Source organism: Pseudoalteromonas sp. MB47 (assembly GCF_011319765.1).
Lineage (GTDB): Bacteria > Pseudomonadota > Gammaproteobacteria > Enterobacterales > Alteromonadaceae > Pseudoalteromonas > Pseudoalteromonas simplex.
The window spans coordinates 210824-228090 of the sequence record NZ_VFBD01000008.1 but is presented as its reverse complement, the minus strand read 5'-3'; the positions used below and the strand labels follow the sequence as shown (position 1 = coordinate 228090).

General features: G+C 41.6%; 15 protein-coding genes. 7 read left to right on the top strand and 8 right to left on the bottom strand.

Annotation, left to right across the window (positions count from 1 at the left end; genetic code table 11):
* Positions 1-98: 98 nt before the first annotated feature.
* The 5 genes from IMPJCBKJ_RS05100 to yegD all read left to right on the top strand — a co-directional run bounded on the left by IMPJCBKJ_RS05100 (position 99) and on the right by yegD (position 5841).
* The gene (locus IMPJCBKJ_RS05100; RefSeq protein WP_166339063.1) at positions 99-2360 is read left to right on the top strand and encodes a TonB-dependent receptor; all 2262 of its coding nucleotides are present in this window, start codon (positions 99-101) and stop codon (positions 2358-2360) included.
* Between the two features lie 109 nt (positions 2361-2469).
* Positions 2470-2769 (top strand): hypothetical protein, encoded by a 300-nt coding sequence (locus IMPJCBKJ_RS05095; protein ID WP_054561952.1) that lies wholly within the window; start codon positions 2470-2472, stop codon positions 2767-2769.
* Positions 2770-2817: 48 nt separating this feature from the next.
* Entirely contained in the window at positions 2818-3474 is a 657-nt protein-coding gene (locus tag IMPJCBKJ_RS05090) for an HAD family phosphatase (protein WP_166339061.1), read from the top strand.
* A gap of 92 nt (positions 3475-3566) precedes the next feature.
* Positions 3567-4406, top strand: a complete 840-nt coding sequence (locus tag IMPJCBKJ_RS05085) for a DNA ligase (protein WP_166339237.1) — start codon at positions 3567-3569, stop codon at positions 4404-4406.
* Between the two features lie 67 nt (positions 4407-4473).
* The gene (yegD, locus tag IMPJCBKJ_RS05080; RefSeq protein ID WP_166339059.1) at positions 4474-5841 is read left to right on the top strand and encodes a molecular chaperone; all 1368 of its coding nucleotides are present in this window, start codon (positions 4474-4476) and stop codon (positions 5839-5841) included.
* A gap of 31 nt (positions 5842-5872) precedes the next feature.
* On the opposite strand, the gene IMPJCBKJ_RS05075 is transcribed toward yegD, so the two are convergent.
* From IMPJCBKJ_RS05075 to IMPJCBKJ_RS05065, 3 genes are all read right to left on the bottom strand, one after another.
* Complete coding sequence (locus IMPJCBKJ_RS05075) at positions 5873-6337, bottom strand: methylglyoxal synthase (protein WP_054551787.1); 465 nt, start codon at positions 6335-6337, stop codon at positions 5873-5875.
* An 8-nt stretch (positions 6338-6345) separates the two neighbouring features.
* Positions 6346-6978, bottom strand: a complete 633-nt coding sequence (locus tag IMPJCBKJ_RS05070) for a LysE family translocator (protein ID WP_166339057.1) — start codon at positions 6976-6978, stop codon at positions 6346-6348.
* Between the two features lie 81 nt (positions 6979-7059).
* The gene (locus IMPJCBKJ_RS05065; RefSeq protein ID WP_166339055.1) at positions 7060-8232 is read right to left on the bottom strand and encodes a multidrug effflux MFS transporter; all 1173 of its coding nucleotides are present in this window, start codon (positions 8230-8232) and stop codon (positions 7060-7062) included.
* Between the two features lie 177 nt (positions 8233-8409).
* Between IMPJCBKJ_RS05065 and IMPJCBKJ_RS05060 the strand changes: the two genes are divergently transcribed.
* The gene (locus IMPJCBKJ_RS05060) at positions 8410-8886 is read left to right on the top strand and encodes a hotdog fold domain-containing protein (RefSeq protein ID WP_166339053.1); all 477 of its coding nucleotides are present in this window, start codon (positions 8410-8412) and stop codon (positions 8884-8886) included.
* Here IMPJCBKJ_RS05060 and IMPJCBKJ_RS05055 read toward each other — a convergent pair.
* The 5 genes from IMPJCBKJ_RS05055 to IMPJCBKJ_RS05035 all read right to left on the bottom strand — a co-directional run bounded on the left by IMPJCBKJ_RS05055 (position 8883) and on the right by IMPJCBKJ_RS05035 (position 15146).
* On the bottom strand, positions 8883-9365 hold the full coding sequence (locus tag IMPJCBKJ_RS05055) for a polymer-forming cytoskeletal protein (RefSeq protein WP_054551783.1): 483 nt from the start codon (positions 9363-9365) through the stop codon (positions 8883-8885). The two genes, IMPJCBKJ_RS05060 and IMPJCBKJ_RS05055, sit on opposite strands and share 4 nt — an antisense overlap.
* Entirely contained in the window at positions 9355-10506 is a 1152-nt protein-coding gene (locus IMPJCBKJ_RS05050; protein ID WP_054551782.1) for a M23 family metallopeptidase, read from the bottom strand. Before IMPJCBKJ_RS05050 ends, IMPJCBKJ_RS05055 begins: the two co-directional genes overlap by 11 nt.
* A 150-nt stretch (positions 10507-10656) precedes the next feature.
* Complete coding sequence (gene fahA / locus IMPJCBKJ_RS05045; protein ID WP_054551781.1) at positions 10657-11970, bottom strand: fumarylacetoacetase; 1314 nt, start codon at positions 11968-11970, stop codon at positions 10657-10659.
* Positions 11971-12113: 143 nt separating this feature from the next.
* Entirely contained in the window at positions 12114-13160 is a 1047-nt protein-coding gene (hppD, locus tag IMPJCBKJ_RS05040) for a 4-hydroxyphenylpyruvate dioxygenase (RefSeq protein WP_055021474.1), read from the bottom strand.
* A gap of 555 nt (positions 13161-13715) precedes the next feature.
* Positions 13716-15146, bottom strand: coding sequence for a peptide MFS transporter (locus tag IMPJCBKJ_RS05035; RefSeq protein ID WP_166339052.1), 1431 nt, complete (start codon positions 15144-15146; stop codon positions 13716-13718).
* A 501-nt stretch (positions 15147-15647) separates the two neighbouring features.
* Between IMPJCBKJ_RS05035 and tyrR the strand changes: the two genes are divergently transcribed.
* Positions 15648-17204: a transcriptional regulator TyrR gene (tyrR, locus tag IMPJCBKJ_RS05030; protein ID WP_138601465.1), complete on the top strand. Its 1557-nt coding sequence runs from the start codon at positions 15648-15650 to the stop codon at positions 17202-17204.
* Positions 17205-17267: the final 63 nt, after the last annotated feature.

Genomic DNA, 17267 nt, shown 5'->3' with positions numbered 1-17267 from the left:
TTATTACAAGGCGCGAAAAATTGGCCGAGCCCGTCAAATGAATTGACGCAACATCATCACCGTTGAATAAGAGTGCATAAAAAAGGTTAAAACCCGACATGAAAGCAATGAAAAGATCTACGTTAGCAACACTTATCAATGCAACGTTGTTCTCTGCCGTAGCAGGTACTTCATTTTCAACTCTTGCTGCCGACGAAGCGCCAGCAGCAAAAAACAACCAACTAGAAGTTATTCAAATCACCGCACGTAAACGTGTAGAAAATGCTCAGGAAGTACCTGTTGCTGTATCTGCATTACAAGGTGACAACTTAGACGCTTACAGCTCAGCTGGTATGGATATTCGTTTTATGAACGCGAAGATCCCAAGCTTATCAATCGAATCTTCGTTTGGTCGTTCTTTCCCACGCTTTTATGTTCGTGGTCTAGGTAACACTGACTTTGACCTAAATGCTTCTCAACCAGTTTCGTTAGTTGTAGACGAAGTTGTTCAAGAGAACGCAATCTTAAAAGGTTTCCCTGTATTTGACGTAGCACGTGTAGAAGTTCTACGTGGCCCACAAGGTACTTTATTCGGTCGTAATACACCGGCTGGCCTTGTTAAATTTGATACAGTTAAACCATCACAAGAATTTGAAGGCTATGGTTCAGTATCTTACGGTAGCCGTGGCGCAGTTGACTTTGAAGGTGCTGTTGGCGGTGGCTTAACAGACCGTTTATCAACGCGTGTTTCTATACTTTGGCAAGAAAAAGACGATTACATTGATAATCGTGCACCTGGTTTTGAACAAGATGACGTTTTAGGTGGTTACACTGAAAAAGCGGCACGTATTCAGTTTTTATACGAAGGTGACGATTTCACAGGTCTTTTCAACTACCACGTTCGTGATATGGACGGTAAGCCAATCGCATTCCGTGGTAACGCTATTAAAGCGGGTTCAAACGACTTAGTAGATAATTTTGAGCACGATGTGGTTTATCACGATGCGGCTTCTCGTGCGACACAGCAAGTTGAATCTCAAGGCGCAAGCTTAAAGCTTGAGTGGGATATCAATGATTTAACTCTTACGTCAATCTCTGCGTGGGAAAGCGCTGAAATCTATTCTCGCGCTGACATCGACGGTGGTTACGGTGCCGTTTACCTACCAGATATGGGTCCTGGCTTCATTCCATTTACGTCAGAAAGTGCTGACGGCATTCCAGATCAAGACCAATACACGCAAGAACTTCGTTTATCTAGCAACTATGCTGGCGACGTAAACTTCCAAGTAGGTGTATTCTACTTTGACGAAGCGTTAACAATCGAAAACTTCAGCTACGATACATACGGTTCAACACCGGGTGAGTTAAACGGCTATGTTATCCAGCAGCAAGATACTAAAGCATGGGCGGTATTCGGTTCATTAGATTACACAATCACAGATGATTTAAAAATCACTGCGGGCCTTCGTTACTCAGATGACGAAAAAGAGTTCTCAGCAGACCGTACTTTAAGCCCAATTGGTGGTAGTGCGTTATACCTAACAGAAAACCCAAGTGACGACCACGTTAGCTGGGATTTATCTGCTAACTACAAGATCAACGATGACGTAAACTGGTACGCACGTGTTGCTAACAGCTTCCGTGCACCAAGTATTCAAGGTCGTATCTTATTCGGTGATGAAGTTACTGTTGCTGAGTCTGAAACTGTGACGTCATTCGAAACAGGTATCAAATCAGACGTACTTGACGGTCAAGGTCGTGTTAACGCAACTGTGTTCTACTACACAATGGATGACCAACAATTAACAGCTGTAGGCGGTGGTGCAAACTTCAACCGTTTAGTTAATGCTGATAAGACAACTGGTTACGGTTTTGAGTTAGACACTGAGTGGGTATTAACTGACAACCTAAATGCTACATTTAACTTAAGCTACAACAACACTGAGCTTAAAGATAAAGACTTAGCTGTTGACGTATGTGCGCAGTGTACTGTAACAAACTCATTAAACAGCGCAGGTCAAGCTGTTCTTGACGGTAACAGCTTACCGCACGCACCTGAGTGGATCTCTAACCTTACATTACGTTATAGCCGCGAAGTAGCTGATGGTGAATTCTTCACTTACGCTGACGTGTCTTACCGCAGTGAAATCAACTACTTCTTATACGAGTCAGTTGAGTTTGAAGGCAAGCCTTTAACTGAAGTTGGTTTACGTGCAGGCTATGCTTGGGCACAAGGCGACAACGAATATGAAGTATCAGCATTCGTTCGTAACATGTTCGATGAGCAGCAATCAATCGGTGCTATCGACTTCAATAACAACACAGCAATGGTGAACGAAGAGCGTTACATCGGTGCTGAGTTTAAAGTAAGCTTCTTCTAAGCTGAAAAATAAGTCCTATTAAAACCCGCTGTATAGCGGGTTTTTTCGTTTATAATCGCGTTGGTAACTGCTAAAGTGGCAGGATTAATTAAAGAGAAAGAGAATAGCTATGGCTGGATTTTGGAACTACCGTGTCATTTTTTGTGAAGCAACAAAAGATGAAGCGGCACAATATCAAATTCATGAAGTTGAATATAACTTAAATGGTAAAGTGACTAACTGGTCAGAAACCGGTGCCGCACCATTTGGTAATACAGTCGAAGAACTTGAAGCAGATGCAGATCGTTTAAAAACAGCGTTTTCTAAGCCGGTTTTAAAAGTGGTAAGAAAGCAACGTGGCTACGAGCTGGTTGATGTAGAAACCGGCGAGGAAGCGTTTGCTGAGCCACCTGCGGGCTTAACAGAATAATCATATTTAAAGGTGCCTATGGCACCTTTTTACTTTGAAGGAATGAGGATGACTTTAAAAGCAGTATTGTTTGATATGGATGGCACTTTAGTGGACTCTGAAAGTGTGCATTTTAATATTTGGAATGATTTATTAGCTCCTTTTGGTGTGCAGTATGATGAAGCTACTTTTTGTAAGCGCTTTTCTGGCAGACCAACATTTGAAGCCGCAAAGGAGGTTGTTGAAAGTTATGGGCTTAGTATCAATCCAGAGCAGTTAACGGATGATAAGTACGCGGCATTTGGCCATTTTGTTAGTACTCATTTACCCGCCTATATGCCTTGCGCTAGAGAAGTGCTAGAGCAAGTAAAAGCCAGTGGTTTAAAAATGGCTTTAGTAACTGGCAGTGCAAAAAATGAAGCCTATCCTATTTTAAAAGGCTATGGCATTTTTGATTGGTTTGATTGTGTGGTTACCAAAGATGATGTTAACAATCCTAAACCTGCTGGTGACCCTTATCAACTAGCTCTTGATACGTTAAATATTACAGCTAATGAAGCCGTAGCAGTTGAAGATACTTATACCGGTGTCACCGCTGCGAGCAATGCCGGTGTTGCTGTGTTTGCTGTGCCTAATCATTTCACGTTAGAGCATGATTTTAGTAAAGCGGCAGGCGTGTTTGCTGATTTGAACGAATTTTTCAAATGGCTAGAAACTAAACTATAATTAGCTGGCAATCACAAAACAGCTATTGTTAAGTGGTTACGATTAAGCAGGAATAGCCACTTCAAAACTCACAAATTTGCAAGGAAGCAATGATGGTTAAATTCACTCGTGCGCTTTTGTGCGCAATCACTTTATTTATAGGCTTTTCAGCCGAGGCGCAACAAGCTCCTTCAGTCCTTTTAGCAAACGTCTATCAAGCCGAAAAGGTAAATGTATCTGACTATTTAGTTAGTGAAAAATATGATGGCGTTCGAGCTATTTGGACTGGGAGTCAATTAGTAACCCGAAATGGTAACCTAATTTATGCGCCAAAGTGGTTTACCGCGCCGCTGCCAGATGTTTGGCTTGATGGAGAGCTTTGGACTAAGCGCCAAGACTTTGCCAATGTGAGCGGGATTGTTCGAAAAGTCACACCTGTAGAGTCTGAATGGCAAACCGTCAGTTACATGATATTTGATATGCCTGATGCCGCAAAGTCGTTTAGTCAGCGCTATGAAAACTATTCAAGGTTAGTAAACCAGCTGAAAATTGAGCATATTAAAGCTGTTGAGCAAAAACATTTTAACGATAACAAGCAACTTAGTTTGTTTATGGATGAGCTAGTCGCACAAGGTGCTGAGGGCGTCATGCTGCATTTAGCCTCAGCTAAGCACAGTACAGGGCGTAGTGATGCATTGTTAAAGTTAAAGCCTTATTTTGACGCTGAAGCGGTTGTAATCGGTTATATCGCAGGAAAGGGTAAGTTTAAAAATATGCTTGGTGCACTTAAAGTGCGCAGCAGTGATGGGACCGAATTTAAAATTGGCTCGGGGTTTACCGATCAACAAAGATCATCACCCCCTGCGATAGGTAGTACCATTACCTACAAATATCATGGCTTTACTAAAAATGGCTTACCACGTTTTGCAAGCTTTTTGCATGAAACGCCATAGCGTCATTCAAAAATGGCTGCGACTATGGTAAATTTCGCGGCCTTTTTATTGATGTATAGGTGTTAGAATGTTTGCTGGCTTTGATTACGGTAGCTCAAATTGTGCAATCGGTGTAATGGATAATGAGCAACAAGTCTCTTTAGTACCCCTTGAGCAAGGCAAACAGTATTTACCCTCAACACTTTATACTCATCACAGTGCATTAGTTGTCGATTTTGTCACAAAACATCTGACAGGTAGCCCGTTTGAGCACGACTTTAAAACTGAGCGACAAGCGCTTTTAAATACCATTCCTCGGATTAAATCTGACCTCGATATTCAAGCTGGTGATGAGACCTTATTTATAGGTCGCGAAGCAATTAGCGAGTATGTGCAATTTCCTGAAGAAGGTTACTTTGTAAAATCACCTAAGTCATTCTTTGGTGCAGTTGGCTTAAAGCAAGGGCAAAAAAACTTCTTTGAAGACATTGCCACGGCGATGATTTTGAAAATTAAACAACGCGCCGAGCAATCTTTGCAAGACACATTAACAGAAACGGTCATTGGACGACCGGTAAACTTTCAATCAGTCGGTGGTGAAGAGTCTAATCAACAAGCGCTCGGCATATTAGAGCGAGCAGCAAAACGCGCAGGCTTTAAAGAGGTCTCATTTTTATATGAGCCGTTAGCGGCGGGGATTGATTATGAAACCTCATTGCAGCAAGACCAAAAAGTGTTGGTTGTCGATATTGGCGGGGGGACTAGCGATTGCTCATTTGTACAAATGGGGCCGAGCTTTCGTGAAAAACAGTGCCGTGACAATGACTTTTTAGCTCACAGTGGTAAGCGTGTGGGTGGAAATGATTTAGATATTGCGCTGAGCTTTCATGGTTTAATGCCATTACTAGGTTTAGGCACTGAGTTTAAATCGGGACTTCCACTGCCGAATCAACCGTTTTGGCAAGCTTGTAAAATCAATGATGTAAATCTGCAAAGTCAGTTTTATAGCGATGCCCATCATCGTGAGTTACTGACTCAACTTCGTGAAGTCAGAGAGCCTGCGCTTTTTAAACGCTTAATTCAATTGCAGCAAAATAAGCAAGGTCATCAATTAGTGCAGCAAGGCGAGGCGGCAAAAATTGCGCTCTCATCAGCGAATGAATTTACTACAGATTTGCGTTTCTTAGATTCAGACTTAACGCAGTGCTTAACGCTAAAAGATCTCGCTTTAGCCGTTGATGATTCGATAAGCCAGATCGTGAGCCTAGCTAAACAAGCGATTCAAGAAGCAGGTACAACGCCTGATGTTATTTACCTAACGGGCGGTAGTGCACAATCACCGCTTATCAAGGCTGCGTTAAAAGCCCATTTAGGTGATATTGCAATGCTGAACGGAGATCACTTTGGTAGTGTGACTGCAGGTTTAACTAAGTGGGCGCATAAGCTTTATAGCTAATCGCCCCACTTTGAGATATCGACTTATAGAACTAAAGAGTCACTTGGCGCGTTGCGAGGTATTTTTCGTAATCTGGCAACGTGCGGCACAGCTCAGTTTCCATCATAGGTGAGCTTAATAGCATATCGGCACTGACTTCATTACAGGCAACAGGAATATTCCAAACCGCAGCTAAACGCAGTAATGCTTTTACATCTGGGTCGTGTGGCTGCGATGCAAGTGGATCCCAGAAAAACACCAGCATGTGCACTTCATGTTCAGCAATTTTAGCACCAAGTTGTTGATCGCCCCCCATAGGGCCGCTTAGCAGCTTAATCACTTCAAGCCCAGTTGTACGCTCGATTAAATGACCGGTTGTACCCGTACCGTATAGCGTGTGCTTACTTAAAATGTCTTGGTGTTTTTCACACCACGCCTGAAGGGCAGCTTTTTTACCATCATGGGCTACGAGGGCAATATTCTTTTTGGCTGGTAAGGCTTGTTGTTTTTGTTCCATAAGTGCTCTTATATCAATAGGTTAATTGCTAGTGCAATAAACACCAGCCCCGTGATCCGATCAATCCAAATTTGGGTTTGTGGGTGATCACGAAAATAACTGGCTATCTTATCGCCGAAATAAATATACGTGCAGTCGATCGGAAAAGCAAAAAGCGGGTAGAGTAAGCCAAAAAAAGCGAGCTGAAAGGTCGTTGAAGATAAGCTCGGATCGACGAACTGCGGAATAAACGCAATAAAGAATAGAGCGACTTTAGGATTGAGTACCTCGGTCATCATTGCTTGAAACATCACATTTTGCTTTTTACTGGTACTTACATGGGGTTTTTCGTCGCAGTCTGGCTCAGGCTGTGTGAAGGTGTCCTTTAACGTCATTACGCCCAAATAGCACAGGTACGCCGCACCTAAGTACTGGACTGTGGTATAGGCAACAGTCGATGCTTTTAAGATTGCTGTTAAACCCACCACCGCAAAAAAAGTATGCACTACACCACCTAAGGCAAAACCAAAGGCACTTTGCATTCCGGCTTTACGGCCATTGGCAAAGGTTTGTGCCATTAAAAATGCATTAGAAGGGCCGGGGGCTACGGCAATTAAAAAGCTGGCGCCTAAAAACGACAGTAGAAATTCTGGATTGATCATCGGCACAAAGATAAAAAGCTAGGTAGTTGATTTTAACAAGCTTCTAGAAAAAGAAAAAGCGGGCAATTAATGCCCGCTGATTTATGACAAATGCTTATGTTTGATCAATAAGTAGGCAAATGGGATGAGCATTAAAAAATGTACGCCAATTAATACTGGTGTAGTCAAATTTAACAATTGCGTTATAAACACTAATAAACTTGCGCCACTCATTTGCATTAAGCCAATAAGTGCTGATGCTGTGCCTGCTTGTTTAGGGAACAAACTTAATGCACGGCCTGCTGATGAGCCAAGTGTCAGTGCAAAACCAAACGCAGCAATAAACATCGGAAACATCAACGCAAGCGCAGTACGTTGTTGGCTAAAGGCCAACATTAAGGCTCCTGCAATTACAAGCAGCAGGAGTCCTGCTTTTAACGCGCGCTTTGGTTGACGTTTGATGTACAGTGGCATTATAAAGCTTGCAACAATGCTCAATACCGCATTACAGGTAAACCAGAAAGTAAAGTCGGTAACACTGCCACCTAATTCAGTAATAAGCCAGCCAGGTGCTAGCGTAACGAAGACTAAAATAGCCGACATAGTTACCAAGCAAATTAAGCTATGGAATAAAAACAATGGCGTGCTGATAATTGGCATAAAACGGCGCAGGTCAAGAATATGACCACTATATACACTATCTGCAGGGCGGGTTTCTTTATACATTAACAAGGTTATGAATAAACCAATGAGTGCAAATACAGCCATGAATAAAAAGTTCATGCGCCAGCCAAACTGTACTGTGAGCCAAGCGCCTAAAATTGGCGCGAGGGCAGGGATAAAGCAAACGATACCGTTAAGATAAGTAATAATTTGGCCGCTGCGTTCACTACCAAATCGATCTCTTACAATGGCAAAGGCTACTACAAATGTGGCACAGGCCCCCAAACCTTGCAGTGCTCTTGCAATCATCAGGCTTGCAAAATCAGGTGCCAGATACGCGCCAAACGCCGCTAAACCATAAATTGTCACACCGGTGATTGCCACAGGCTTACGACCAAATTTATCTGCTAATGGCCCTGCAATGAGCTGTCCAAGCCCGACGGTAAGCATAAAAATAGCGACGGTTTGCTGAATTTGCTTTTCTGAAGCGCTGAATTGTTCTGCAATGGTCGGAAATGCGGGTAAGTAAATATCTATTGCTAACGGGCTAAAGATAACCAGAAGGCCAAGAATAAATAGTAAGCTGAGGTTTTTGTGCTGGCGTGACTGCATTCGCTCTCCTTTAAAACGGTATTTTATGTGCCCCTAAAGGAAAAGAAAAGCGTTCACTTGGCTAAAAGTGTAATACATACGTAATCATTAAAACTGCTTACAAAAAATTTCCATTTCGCTATCTGGTCTGATGTGTTAGTTTTTTATCTTACATCATAAAAATAATGGATAAACGTCGTGAGCTCACCATCATCATTATTAAAAATTTGGACTAAGTGTCAGTCATTGCCGAAAGGTAACTGGTTGTTTAGTAAAGCCGTGTGCTTTAAAGCACCTTACTTTGGGTCTATAAAGCCATTGATCACAAATTTGACTGCTGGGCATTGCAGTGCAATTGTTAAAAATCGCCGCGCAATCCATAATCACATTGGTACCATCCATGCAATTGCACAGTGCAATGTGGCAGAGCTTTGTGCTGGCTTAATGGTTGATGCAACTGTGCCGGCAAAAACGCATCGCTGGATCCCAAAAGGCATGACAGTGAACTACCTAGCAAAAATTGATACAGACATGCGTGCAGTTGCACAGATAGACGTGCCGAGTGAGTGGCTAGAAAAGCAGGATTTGCTTGTGCCCGTTAAGGTTTACAATAGCCGCGATGAACTTGTCTTCACCGCGGATATTACTATGTATGTAACCGCCAAAAAAAGTTAAGACTTATCAGCGGCTTGTTTGTTTACAAACGACAAGTCGTTGTCATCATCAGCCAATATTGAAGTACTCGTTTGTTCTTCAGGCTTAATAGGCGCCACATTATCTTCTTCGTGACGATGTTTTAAGCTGCCTTCAATGATAGCTCCGGCTTCAATACTTAAAGTGTCGTGAAATACATCACCATGGACTTCAGCAGTACTTTCAATTGTCACTTTGTTGGCAATGAGTGAACCAATGATTTTACCTTTTACGACCACACTGTCTGCTTCGATAACACCTTCAATCATACCTGTGTGACCAATCACTAAGTGTTTAACATGTAAGTCGCCTTCGATACGACCATCAAGTTGAACCTCACCTTGGCTGGTAAGGCTACCTGTTAAGCGTACGTCTTCAGAAATAATAGAAGGAGTATGGTTGGTTCTTTTTAATGATGAGCCAGACGAACTAGCTGTTGATTGTTTTTTTTTACCGAACACGAGAAAGCGCCTTTGTTATTTTAACTGGATTGACATGTTTGCCATTCACTAAAACTTCGTAATGTAGGTGGGTACTGGTACTACGGCCAGTACTACCCATTAAACCGATGACATCATCTTTAGTTACTGTTTGGCCTTTTTTAACCTTAATTTTATTAAGGTGGCCGAAGCGAGTAACGAAGCCATTTTTGTGTTGTAGTTCGATAAAGTTGCCATAGCCGCCATTACGACCTGCACGAAGTACGGTGCCATCGGCTGGAGCAAAAATTTCGGTTTTATGCCAACCTGCTAAATCAACCCCTTTATGAAAAGCACGGCGGCCATTCATTGGGTCTTTGCGTAGGCCAAAACTGCTAGAAATATAGTAGTCAGCAGCAGGGAGTGTTTGTGGTAACTCACTCAGCAAGTTTTCTAGGTTGTTTAACGCTAGTAAGTTGTCGGCAATTGCTAAAAATTCAGCAGGAATTCTTGATTCGTCAAACAAGTCTAACGGGCCACCCTGGGCTGTGTCTGAGCTTTCAAGTATTGAGGTATTGGCTAGACTGCTATCAAGACCAGCCCCTTCGAGCATGGCAACAATTTCTTGATGGCGTAATTTGATTTGTTCATCTAGCACTACGAAACTACGATTATAAGCCGCATCAAGACGTGCTAAACGCTCAGTCATACTTTCTAAGTGTTTTACTTGTTTTGGTTGCTGCTCATCTTCTAAAGGAGCATGAAAATCTTCAGCATTTTCTTTAATCGGTAAAAGTAGAGGTTCAGCATCGTTTGGCAAGGTGGGTTTGTTCATCGATTCTGGTAGTGATTCAATCATGCTTTGCAATAGCGCTTGTTTTTGCTCAAGAATTGCTAGTTGCTCTAATTGTTTTTCATAGGCAGCTTGCTGTTGAAAGTGCTGCTTTTTCCACTCTTGCTGCTTGGTAACCTGTTTTTGCTCAATGCTGGTTATCTTGTCTGCTTGTGAAATGATTTGAAGTGTTGAGATACTTAGCCAAGCAATGGCTATTAAAATAACCATTAAGGTCGTCAATTGTAGCCAAGGCGCTAATACCAAGTGTTTTACTTCGCCATTTTGACGGATCAACAGCTGTCGAGCTGGAAAAAACGTGCGATAAAAAGACTTAAGTTTAACTAACATGGCGTACAAAATTTAACTAATAACCGAGTTAAGATAGCAACCTCAGTTAAAAAAGCCAGCAAAAAATTGTAACTCAGCTGAAAAAGCACAAAAAAAAGGGCAAAAAATGCCCTTAACACTTGTTCTGGAAATAAAAATAGTGAGTTACTTTTATTTAGCAGGTAGCACGGTTCCTTCAACTGAACCAAAACCAATTCGTGCAAAACCGTCTTTTTCGCACCAACCACGCATAATTACGTTGTCGCCGTCTTCTAAGAAAGCACGCTGCTCACCATTAGCAAGGGTGATCTTTTCTTTACCACCGCGAGAAAGCTCTAATAATGAACCTGCTTCTTCGTGCTCAGGGCCTGATTGCGTACCCGAACCTAACATATCGCCTGGTTGAAAGTTACAGCCATTTACAGTGTGGTGAGTCACCATTTGCGCAACTGTCCAGTAAGAGTGCTTGAAGCTTGATTTAGATACTTGTGTTGGTGCTTCGCCGGCTGCACGCATCTTTTCAGTTTCAATTTGCACATCCATTTTGATATCGAATGCACCAAACTCACGGTTATGAGCTGACTCTAAATAGTCCATTGGTTGTGGATCGTTTTCGTCACGTGTCCAGTTTGTTCTAAATGGTGCCAGTGCTTCTGTCGTAACAATCCAAGGTGATACTGTCGAAGCGAAGTTTTTCGCAAGGAATGGACCAAGCGGCTGGTATTCCCACGCTTGTAAATCACGTGCAGACCAGTCATTAAATACACAGAATCCAAATACGTGGTTTTCAGCATTTTCGATGGCAATTGCATCGCCTAATTCATTCCCTTTACCAAGGTAAATACCTAACTCAAGTTCGTAGTCAAGGCGTTTACACGGGCCGAATGATGGTACTTCTGCATCTGGCGCTTTAGTTTGACCATTAGGGCGGTGGAACGTTTGACCAGATACATCAATTGACGATGAACGGCCGTGATAACCAATTGGTACCCATTTGTAGTTAGGTAGAAGTGGGTTATCAGGGCGGAATAGACTACCTACCGCTGTTGCGTGGTAAATAGAGGTATAAAAGTCAGTGTAATCACCAATACGGCACGGTAGTGCAAATTCGATGTCTGCTTGAGCGATAAGCGCTTCGCTTAATTGCGCTTGCTCACTGGCACCTTCACGAAGTGCTTTTGATAACGCTAGACGCAGTGCAGACCAATACTGCTGACCAAGACCCATAAATTCATTGAGTGTAGCTTGGCTTGCAGCTTTAACGGCAATCTGTGCATCACCTGAGAATAAACCAAGTTCATTTACTTTTGCTAAGTCGATAACTTGATCACCAATAGCTACAGCGCCACGGAACGCTTCGTCTGAATTTTTACGACGTACTTCTGCAAAAGGAAGGTTTTGAATTGGGAAGTCACAGTTCGCTTCGTTAGCAGATGCAACCCAGCTTTTTAGATTAATATCGTGGGTTTCGTTAATTAGGCTCATACTCTTTCCTTATTGGTTCGCGCTGATTTATTAGTTATCTATATGGAGGCAATCAACGCAATTTAAACAGTTAGTTTAAAACAGAATTTAAAACGACAAAAAGCAGCGTGTTAAACGCTGCTTTTTAAGCGCAATATGGCGGTTTAGATTACACCACGACGCTCTTGATCACGTTCGATTGACTCGAAAAGGGCTTGGAAGTTACCTTCACCAAAACCGCCGTCATCTACACGTTGGATCATCTCGATGAAGATAGGACCAAATAGGTTCTTCGAGAAAATTTGCAGTAGATAACAGTTTTCGCTTTGGCTATCTACAAGGATTTGATGCTTACGGATCTTCTCTTTGTCTTCTTTAACCCAAGGCACACGGTCAAAAATGGTGTCGTAGTACTCTGGGATGATATCTAGTGTCGCAATCGTTGATTGGTCAAGCTTATCAAGTGAACTTACTAGGTCATTCGTTAGGAATGCTAAATGCTGTACACCCGGACCATTGTACTCATTTAAGTACTCATCGATTTGGTTGTTGTTGTTATCTTTACCTTCATTGATTGGAATCGAGAAAGTGCCACACGGCGATTTTAGTGCGTAAGATAATAACGCTGTTTTTTGACCTTTAATGTCAAAGTAACGAACTTCAGTAAAACCAAATACATCTTTATAGAAGTTAGCCCATGTTTCCATCGTGCCTTTATAAACGTTATTGGTTAAATGGTCGATACGGATGAAGCCTTTGTCTTCAACAATGTTTTGCTCGCTTAAATCTTCAAAATCTGACTCATAGATAGAACCTTTGTCGCCAAATTGCTCGATGAAATAAATTAAGCTGTCGCCGATACCGTAAATTGCAGGGTATGGTAAGTTTTTGTGAGTTGAGTCTGTCGCAGGTTTTGCACCGCGCTCAACAGCAACCTCGAATGCTTTTTGTGCATTCTCTACACGCCAACCCATAGAACAGATTGCTGGGCCGTGGCTTTTAGCAAATTCAGCAGAGAAACCTTCACGCTCATTGTTTAGTAAGAAATGAATGTCATGCTGGTTATAGTAAACGATGTCTTTACCTTTGAATTTTTTTAGCTTTGAAAAGCCAAAATCAGTAAACACTTTGTCCATGTAATCTGCATCAGGTGTTGCGTATTCAGTGAATTCAATGCCCATTAGGCCTAACGGATTATTTACTTCGCTCATTGTCATTACTCCCGCAATTATAAGCACTGCGCTAAAAAGAATTATTGTTATGTAATGAGCGGATGATTAACCAGAAATTCAATTTGGGGAAGATCACAGCGTTATTTAGCCAAAGTCCCTTTTGTAAATTTAATGAGACAATGGTTTTAATTTCATCATGTGAAGTGAAAATAGTAAAAATAAAGATCAAAAAGAGTAAATAAAGCGCCGTTAATAAATATTTAATGAACTGATATTTATAAGCTTTTTTGTATTTTATTCGTTTTGTTTTCGCCAAATAAAGTTAGAGTGAATGTATCGAATTGTTTACATTTTTATGCTGGTTGTTAAGGGCTGGTATCTCAAGTTTATGACTAAACGAAGTTCAGAAATTGAGAGTTTTTAAATAGGAGTTATGCCATTGTATGGAAGCGTTCTTGAGTTAATGTTTCAAATTAGAAAGTAATATCGGAAAGATTAATGGCAGAAAGGGGAGTGTATGTGACTTTGCTACTATTAACTAGTAGCCTATTAAGCTATAAGTATCCCCACAGCTCTAGCTGTGGGGATTGAGTTTTATTGCTTTTCAGCTGTCACTTCTAGCTCTTCAGCTAAGATGTGCTCAGTAGTTTGTGGCTCGTGTTGGCCTTCAGCACCATGCATCCAAGCTACAAGTTTGTCGCTTAGTAAGTACATGATCACAGCAGAAAGTATCGCTGTTGCGCCTAAACCAATGAAGATACCCATCGCGTTGTCTAACGCTTCTTCACCTTCACCTAGGAATGAACCTACGAAACCAGCAATCTTGTTTGCAACCGCTGTACATAGGAACCAAATACCCATAAGCATTGAAGCTAGACGAAGAGGTGCAAGTTTACTCACCATAGATAGACCAATTGGAGATAAACATAACTCACCTAGTGTGTGGAATAAGTAGAATAATACTAACCACATCATGCTAATTTGTAGGTGCTCACCTTGACCTTGTGTCATTAACGCGAAGATCATAGTGATGAAACCAAGTGCTAAGAAAATTAGTGCAATAGCAAATTTAACTGGTGAATTAGGTTCACGTTTATCAAGCTTTAACCAAATAATGGCAACTAAAGGTGCAAAAACAATGATGAAAATTGAATTTAAAGATTGGAACCATGAAGCAGGCACTTCAAAACCAAGTAACATACGGTCTGTGTAATCGTTAGCGAAAAGGTTCATTAAACCACCCGCCTGTTCAAAGCCCATCCAGAAGATGATGCTAAATACACTCATAGTAAAGATAACTTTAATTCGGTCAGTTTCAACTTTCGTTAATGGCTCTTTAGTATTTGATTCAGATTGTGCTTGAGAAAGCTTAGCTGAAGGTACTACACCGATTTCGCCTAAGTATTTATTACTTAGTGCAAGTTGGAGAAGAACTGAGATCACCATACCTACGCCAGCTACGATGAAACCCCATTGCCAGCCCATTGCAGCTGCAGCATAACCCGCAACTAGAGGACCTAATGCACCACCTAGGTTGATACCCATGTAGAAGATAGTGAACGCGCCATCACGACGTTGGTCACCTTCTTTGTATAGATCACCTACCATAGTTGAAATGTTTGGCTTGAATAAACCGTTACCAATGCAAAGAAGTGTTAAACCAATGTAGAAAATATTTTCTTCTTGGCCAGCTAAATAGCTGTGAGGAATACCCATAGTGAAATGGCCTGCAGCCATTAATAAACCACCAAGGATAATTGCTTTACGTTGTCCTAATACGTTATCGGCTAACCAACCACCGAATAGTGGTGTGATATATACAGCCATTGTGAAGGTACCATATAGGCTCAATGCGTCTGCATTTGACCAACCAAAACCACCTTCTTGTACAAGCGCTACTAAATATAAAACTAAAATGGCGCGCATGCCGTAGTAACCGAATCGTTCCCACATTTCTGTGCCGAACAACAGGAATAACCCTTTAGGATGCCCTAAAAAGTCACCTGCTTTAGGTAATGAACTCATATTTACTTCCTAACTCTAAGTTTTTATTTGAGGCCTTATTGTTTTTGCTTTGGTCGTTCTATGTAATTTATTCAGTGAACGGGCGGCCATGTTTTTTGATGCAGCTAAGATAATGGTTTGTTGCTCAAGTTATGAACTTAAGGGTATAGGACACACCCTTATCCTAGCTACAAGTGCGCTACAGTATACATAGACCTCTTGGTCAGGGGAAGATCTTGCGGTAGGTACACCATTTGTTGCGTTAACTTAACCTTACCAAATACAACCAATTTAAGATTGCTTGATACTTGTCAGTAATACTTAGCAATTCATTTTAAGTTTATGTGATGAGTTATTTTTGTTTGGGTAGGTGTAATTCATTGCAATGAAAGCGGATCTTTTGGCATCTGGATAGCTGAGCAAGTACTTTAAATTGTCCAAAATTGTTTACAATAGACTATTCAGCCGCTAGTAGTTAGCGTATTATTCTCATACTATAGGTTCCCGTTTTTTGAGGATGTAATGCGTTTAGATATCCACTGTGCTGACCGAATCGGTATCGCACAAGAGATTCTCAATATCTTAGTAAGTTATCAGGTTGACTTAAAAGGTATTGAAGTAGATTCGGTTAATTGTCGTATGTATGTCAGTTTTCCTCCTATTGAATTTGAGCAATTTCAAAAGATCATGCCTTCTATTCGCTTAATTGACGGCGTGATGGATGTTCGCACAACTGCATTTCTACCTTCTGAGCGAGAGCATAATGAATTAAATACATTACTGCGAGCATTGCCTGATGGTGTAATATCTATTGATGCTAAAGGCTGGGTGCGATTATGCAATGATGCAGCTTGTCGCGATTTACAGCTATCTGAAAATGAAGTTATAGGCGCTAATATTAATAACTTGCTGAAAGGCTTTAACTTTACTCGCTGGTTAGAGGGTAAAGAGGTGCTTGGTCAAACAACGCGTGTAGAAGTTGCTGGCGAAGATTTTATTGCTGATATTCTTCCTATTTCAGTTCCACAAGGTGCTGAAGGGGATGTGTTAGCAGGCGCCGTTATTAACATTAAATCGCAAAGTCGACTTGGTCAGCAAGTGAGTGCCTTTCGTCGATATGGCCAAGAAAGTTTTGCGACAATCCATAATTTTAGCACTGCAATGCGTCGTGTTGTTCGTGAAGCTCGCAAAATGGCACAGCTTGAAGCGCCAATTTTGATAACTGGTGAAACGGGGACAGGTAAAGAACTACTTGCACGGGCTTGTCATTATGCATCTAACCGTTCAGTAAAACCCTTTATTGCCTTATCGTGTGCATCGTTACCTGATGACGTGGCTGAGTCAGAGTTATTTGGTTATGCGGGCTATGAAGAAAACGCGGCACCAAAACGTGGCGTTTTGGAGCAAGCCGATGGTGGTACGGTGTTTTTAGATGAAGTTGGTGAAATGTCGACTCAATTGCAAACTAAGTTGCTGCGATTTTTACAAGATGGCACATTTCGCAAAGTCGGTGATGAAAACGAAGTAAAAGTGAATGTACGTATTGTTGCTGCAACGCAAAAAGACTTACCGGCCATGGTGCAAGAGGGGACATTTAGAGAAGATCTTTATTACCGGATTAATGTTTTGACCTTAGAAATTGCGCCATTACGTGACAGAAAAGCTGATATTGGCCCGTTAGCAGAACATTTTATTCAAAAGTATGCCCAACAAAATGGTCATTCTGTGCCTGTAATGTCTGAAGATTGTTTACGCTTTTTACAAGATTATCCGTGGCCGGGTAACGTACGCCAATTAGAAAATGCGATTTACCGTGCGGTGTCGTTGTTAGATGATAACGAACTGCGTATTGAACATTTGCAGTTACCAACCTTTACTCATGATTTAGGTTATCTTGAGTCTGACTTTGAGGGAACTTTAGATCAAGCGGTAAAACGCTTTGAAGCGACCTTACTTCGTAAGCTCTATCCGGCTTATCCTAGCTCTCGACAGCTTGCTAAGCGATTAGGTTTGAGCCACACCGCAGTGGCAAACAAACTTCGAGATTATGGCATTAACCGTAAGACAGTGAAGGTTTAAAAGTAACCCCCCCACAATAATCGTTAATTAAGCAAAAAGCTTGGGTGAAAAGCTAAGCTTTTT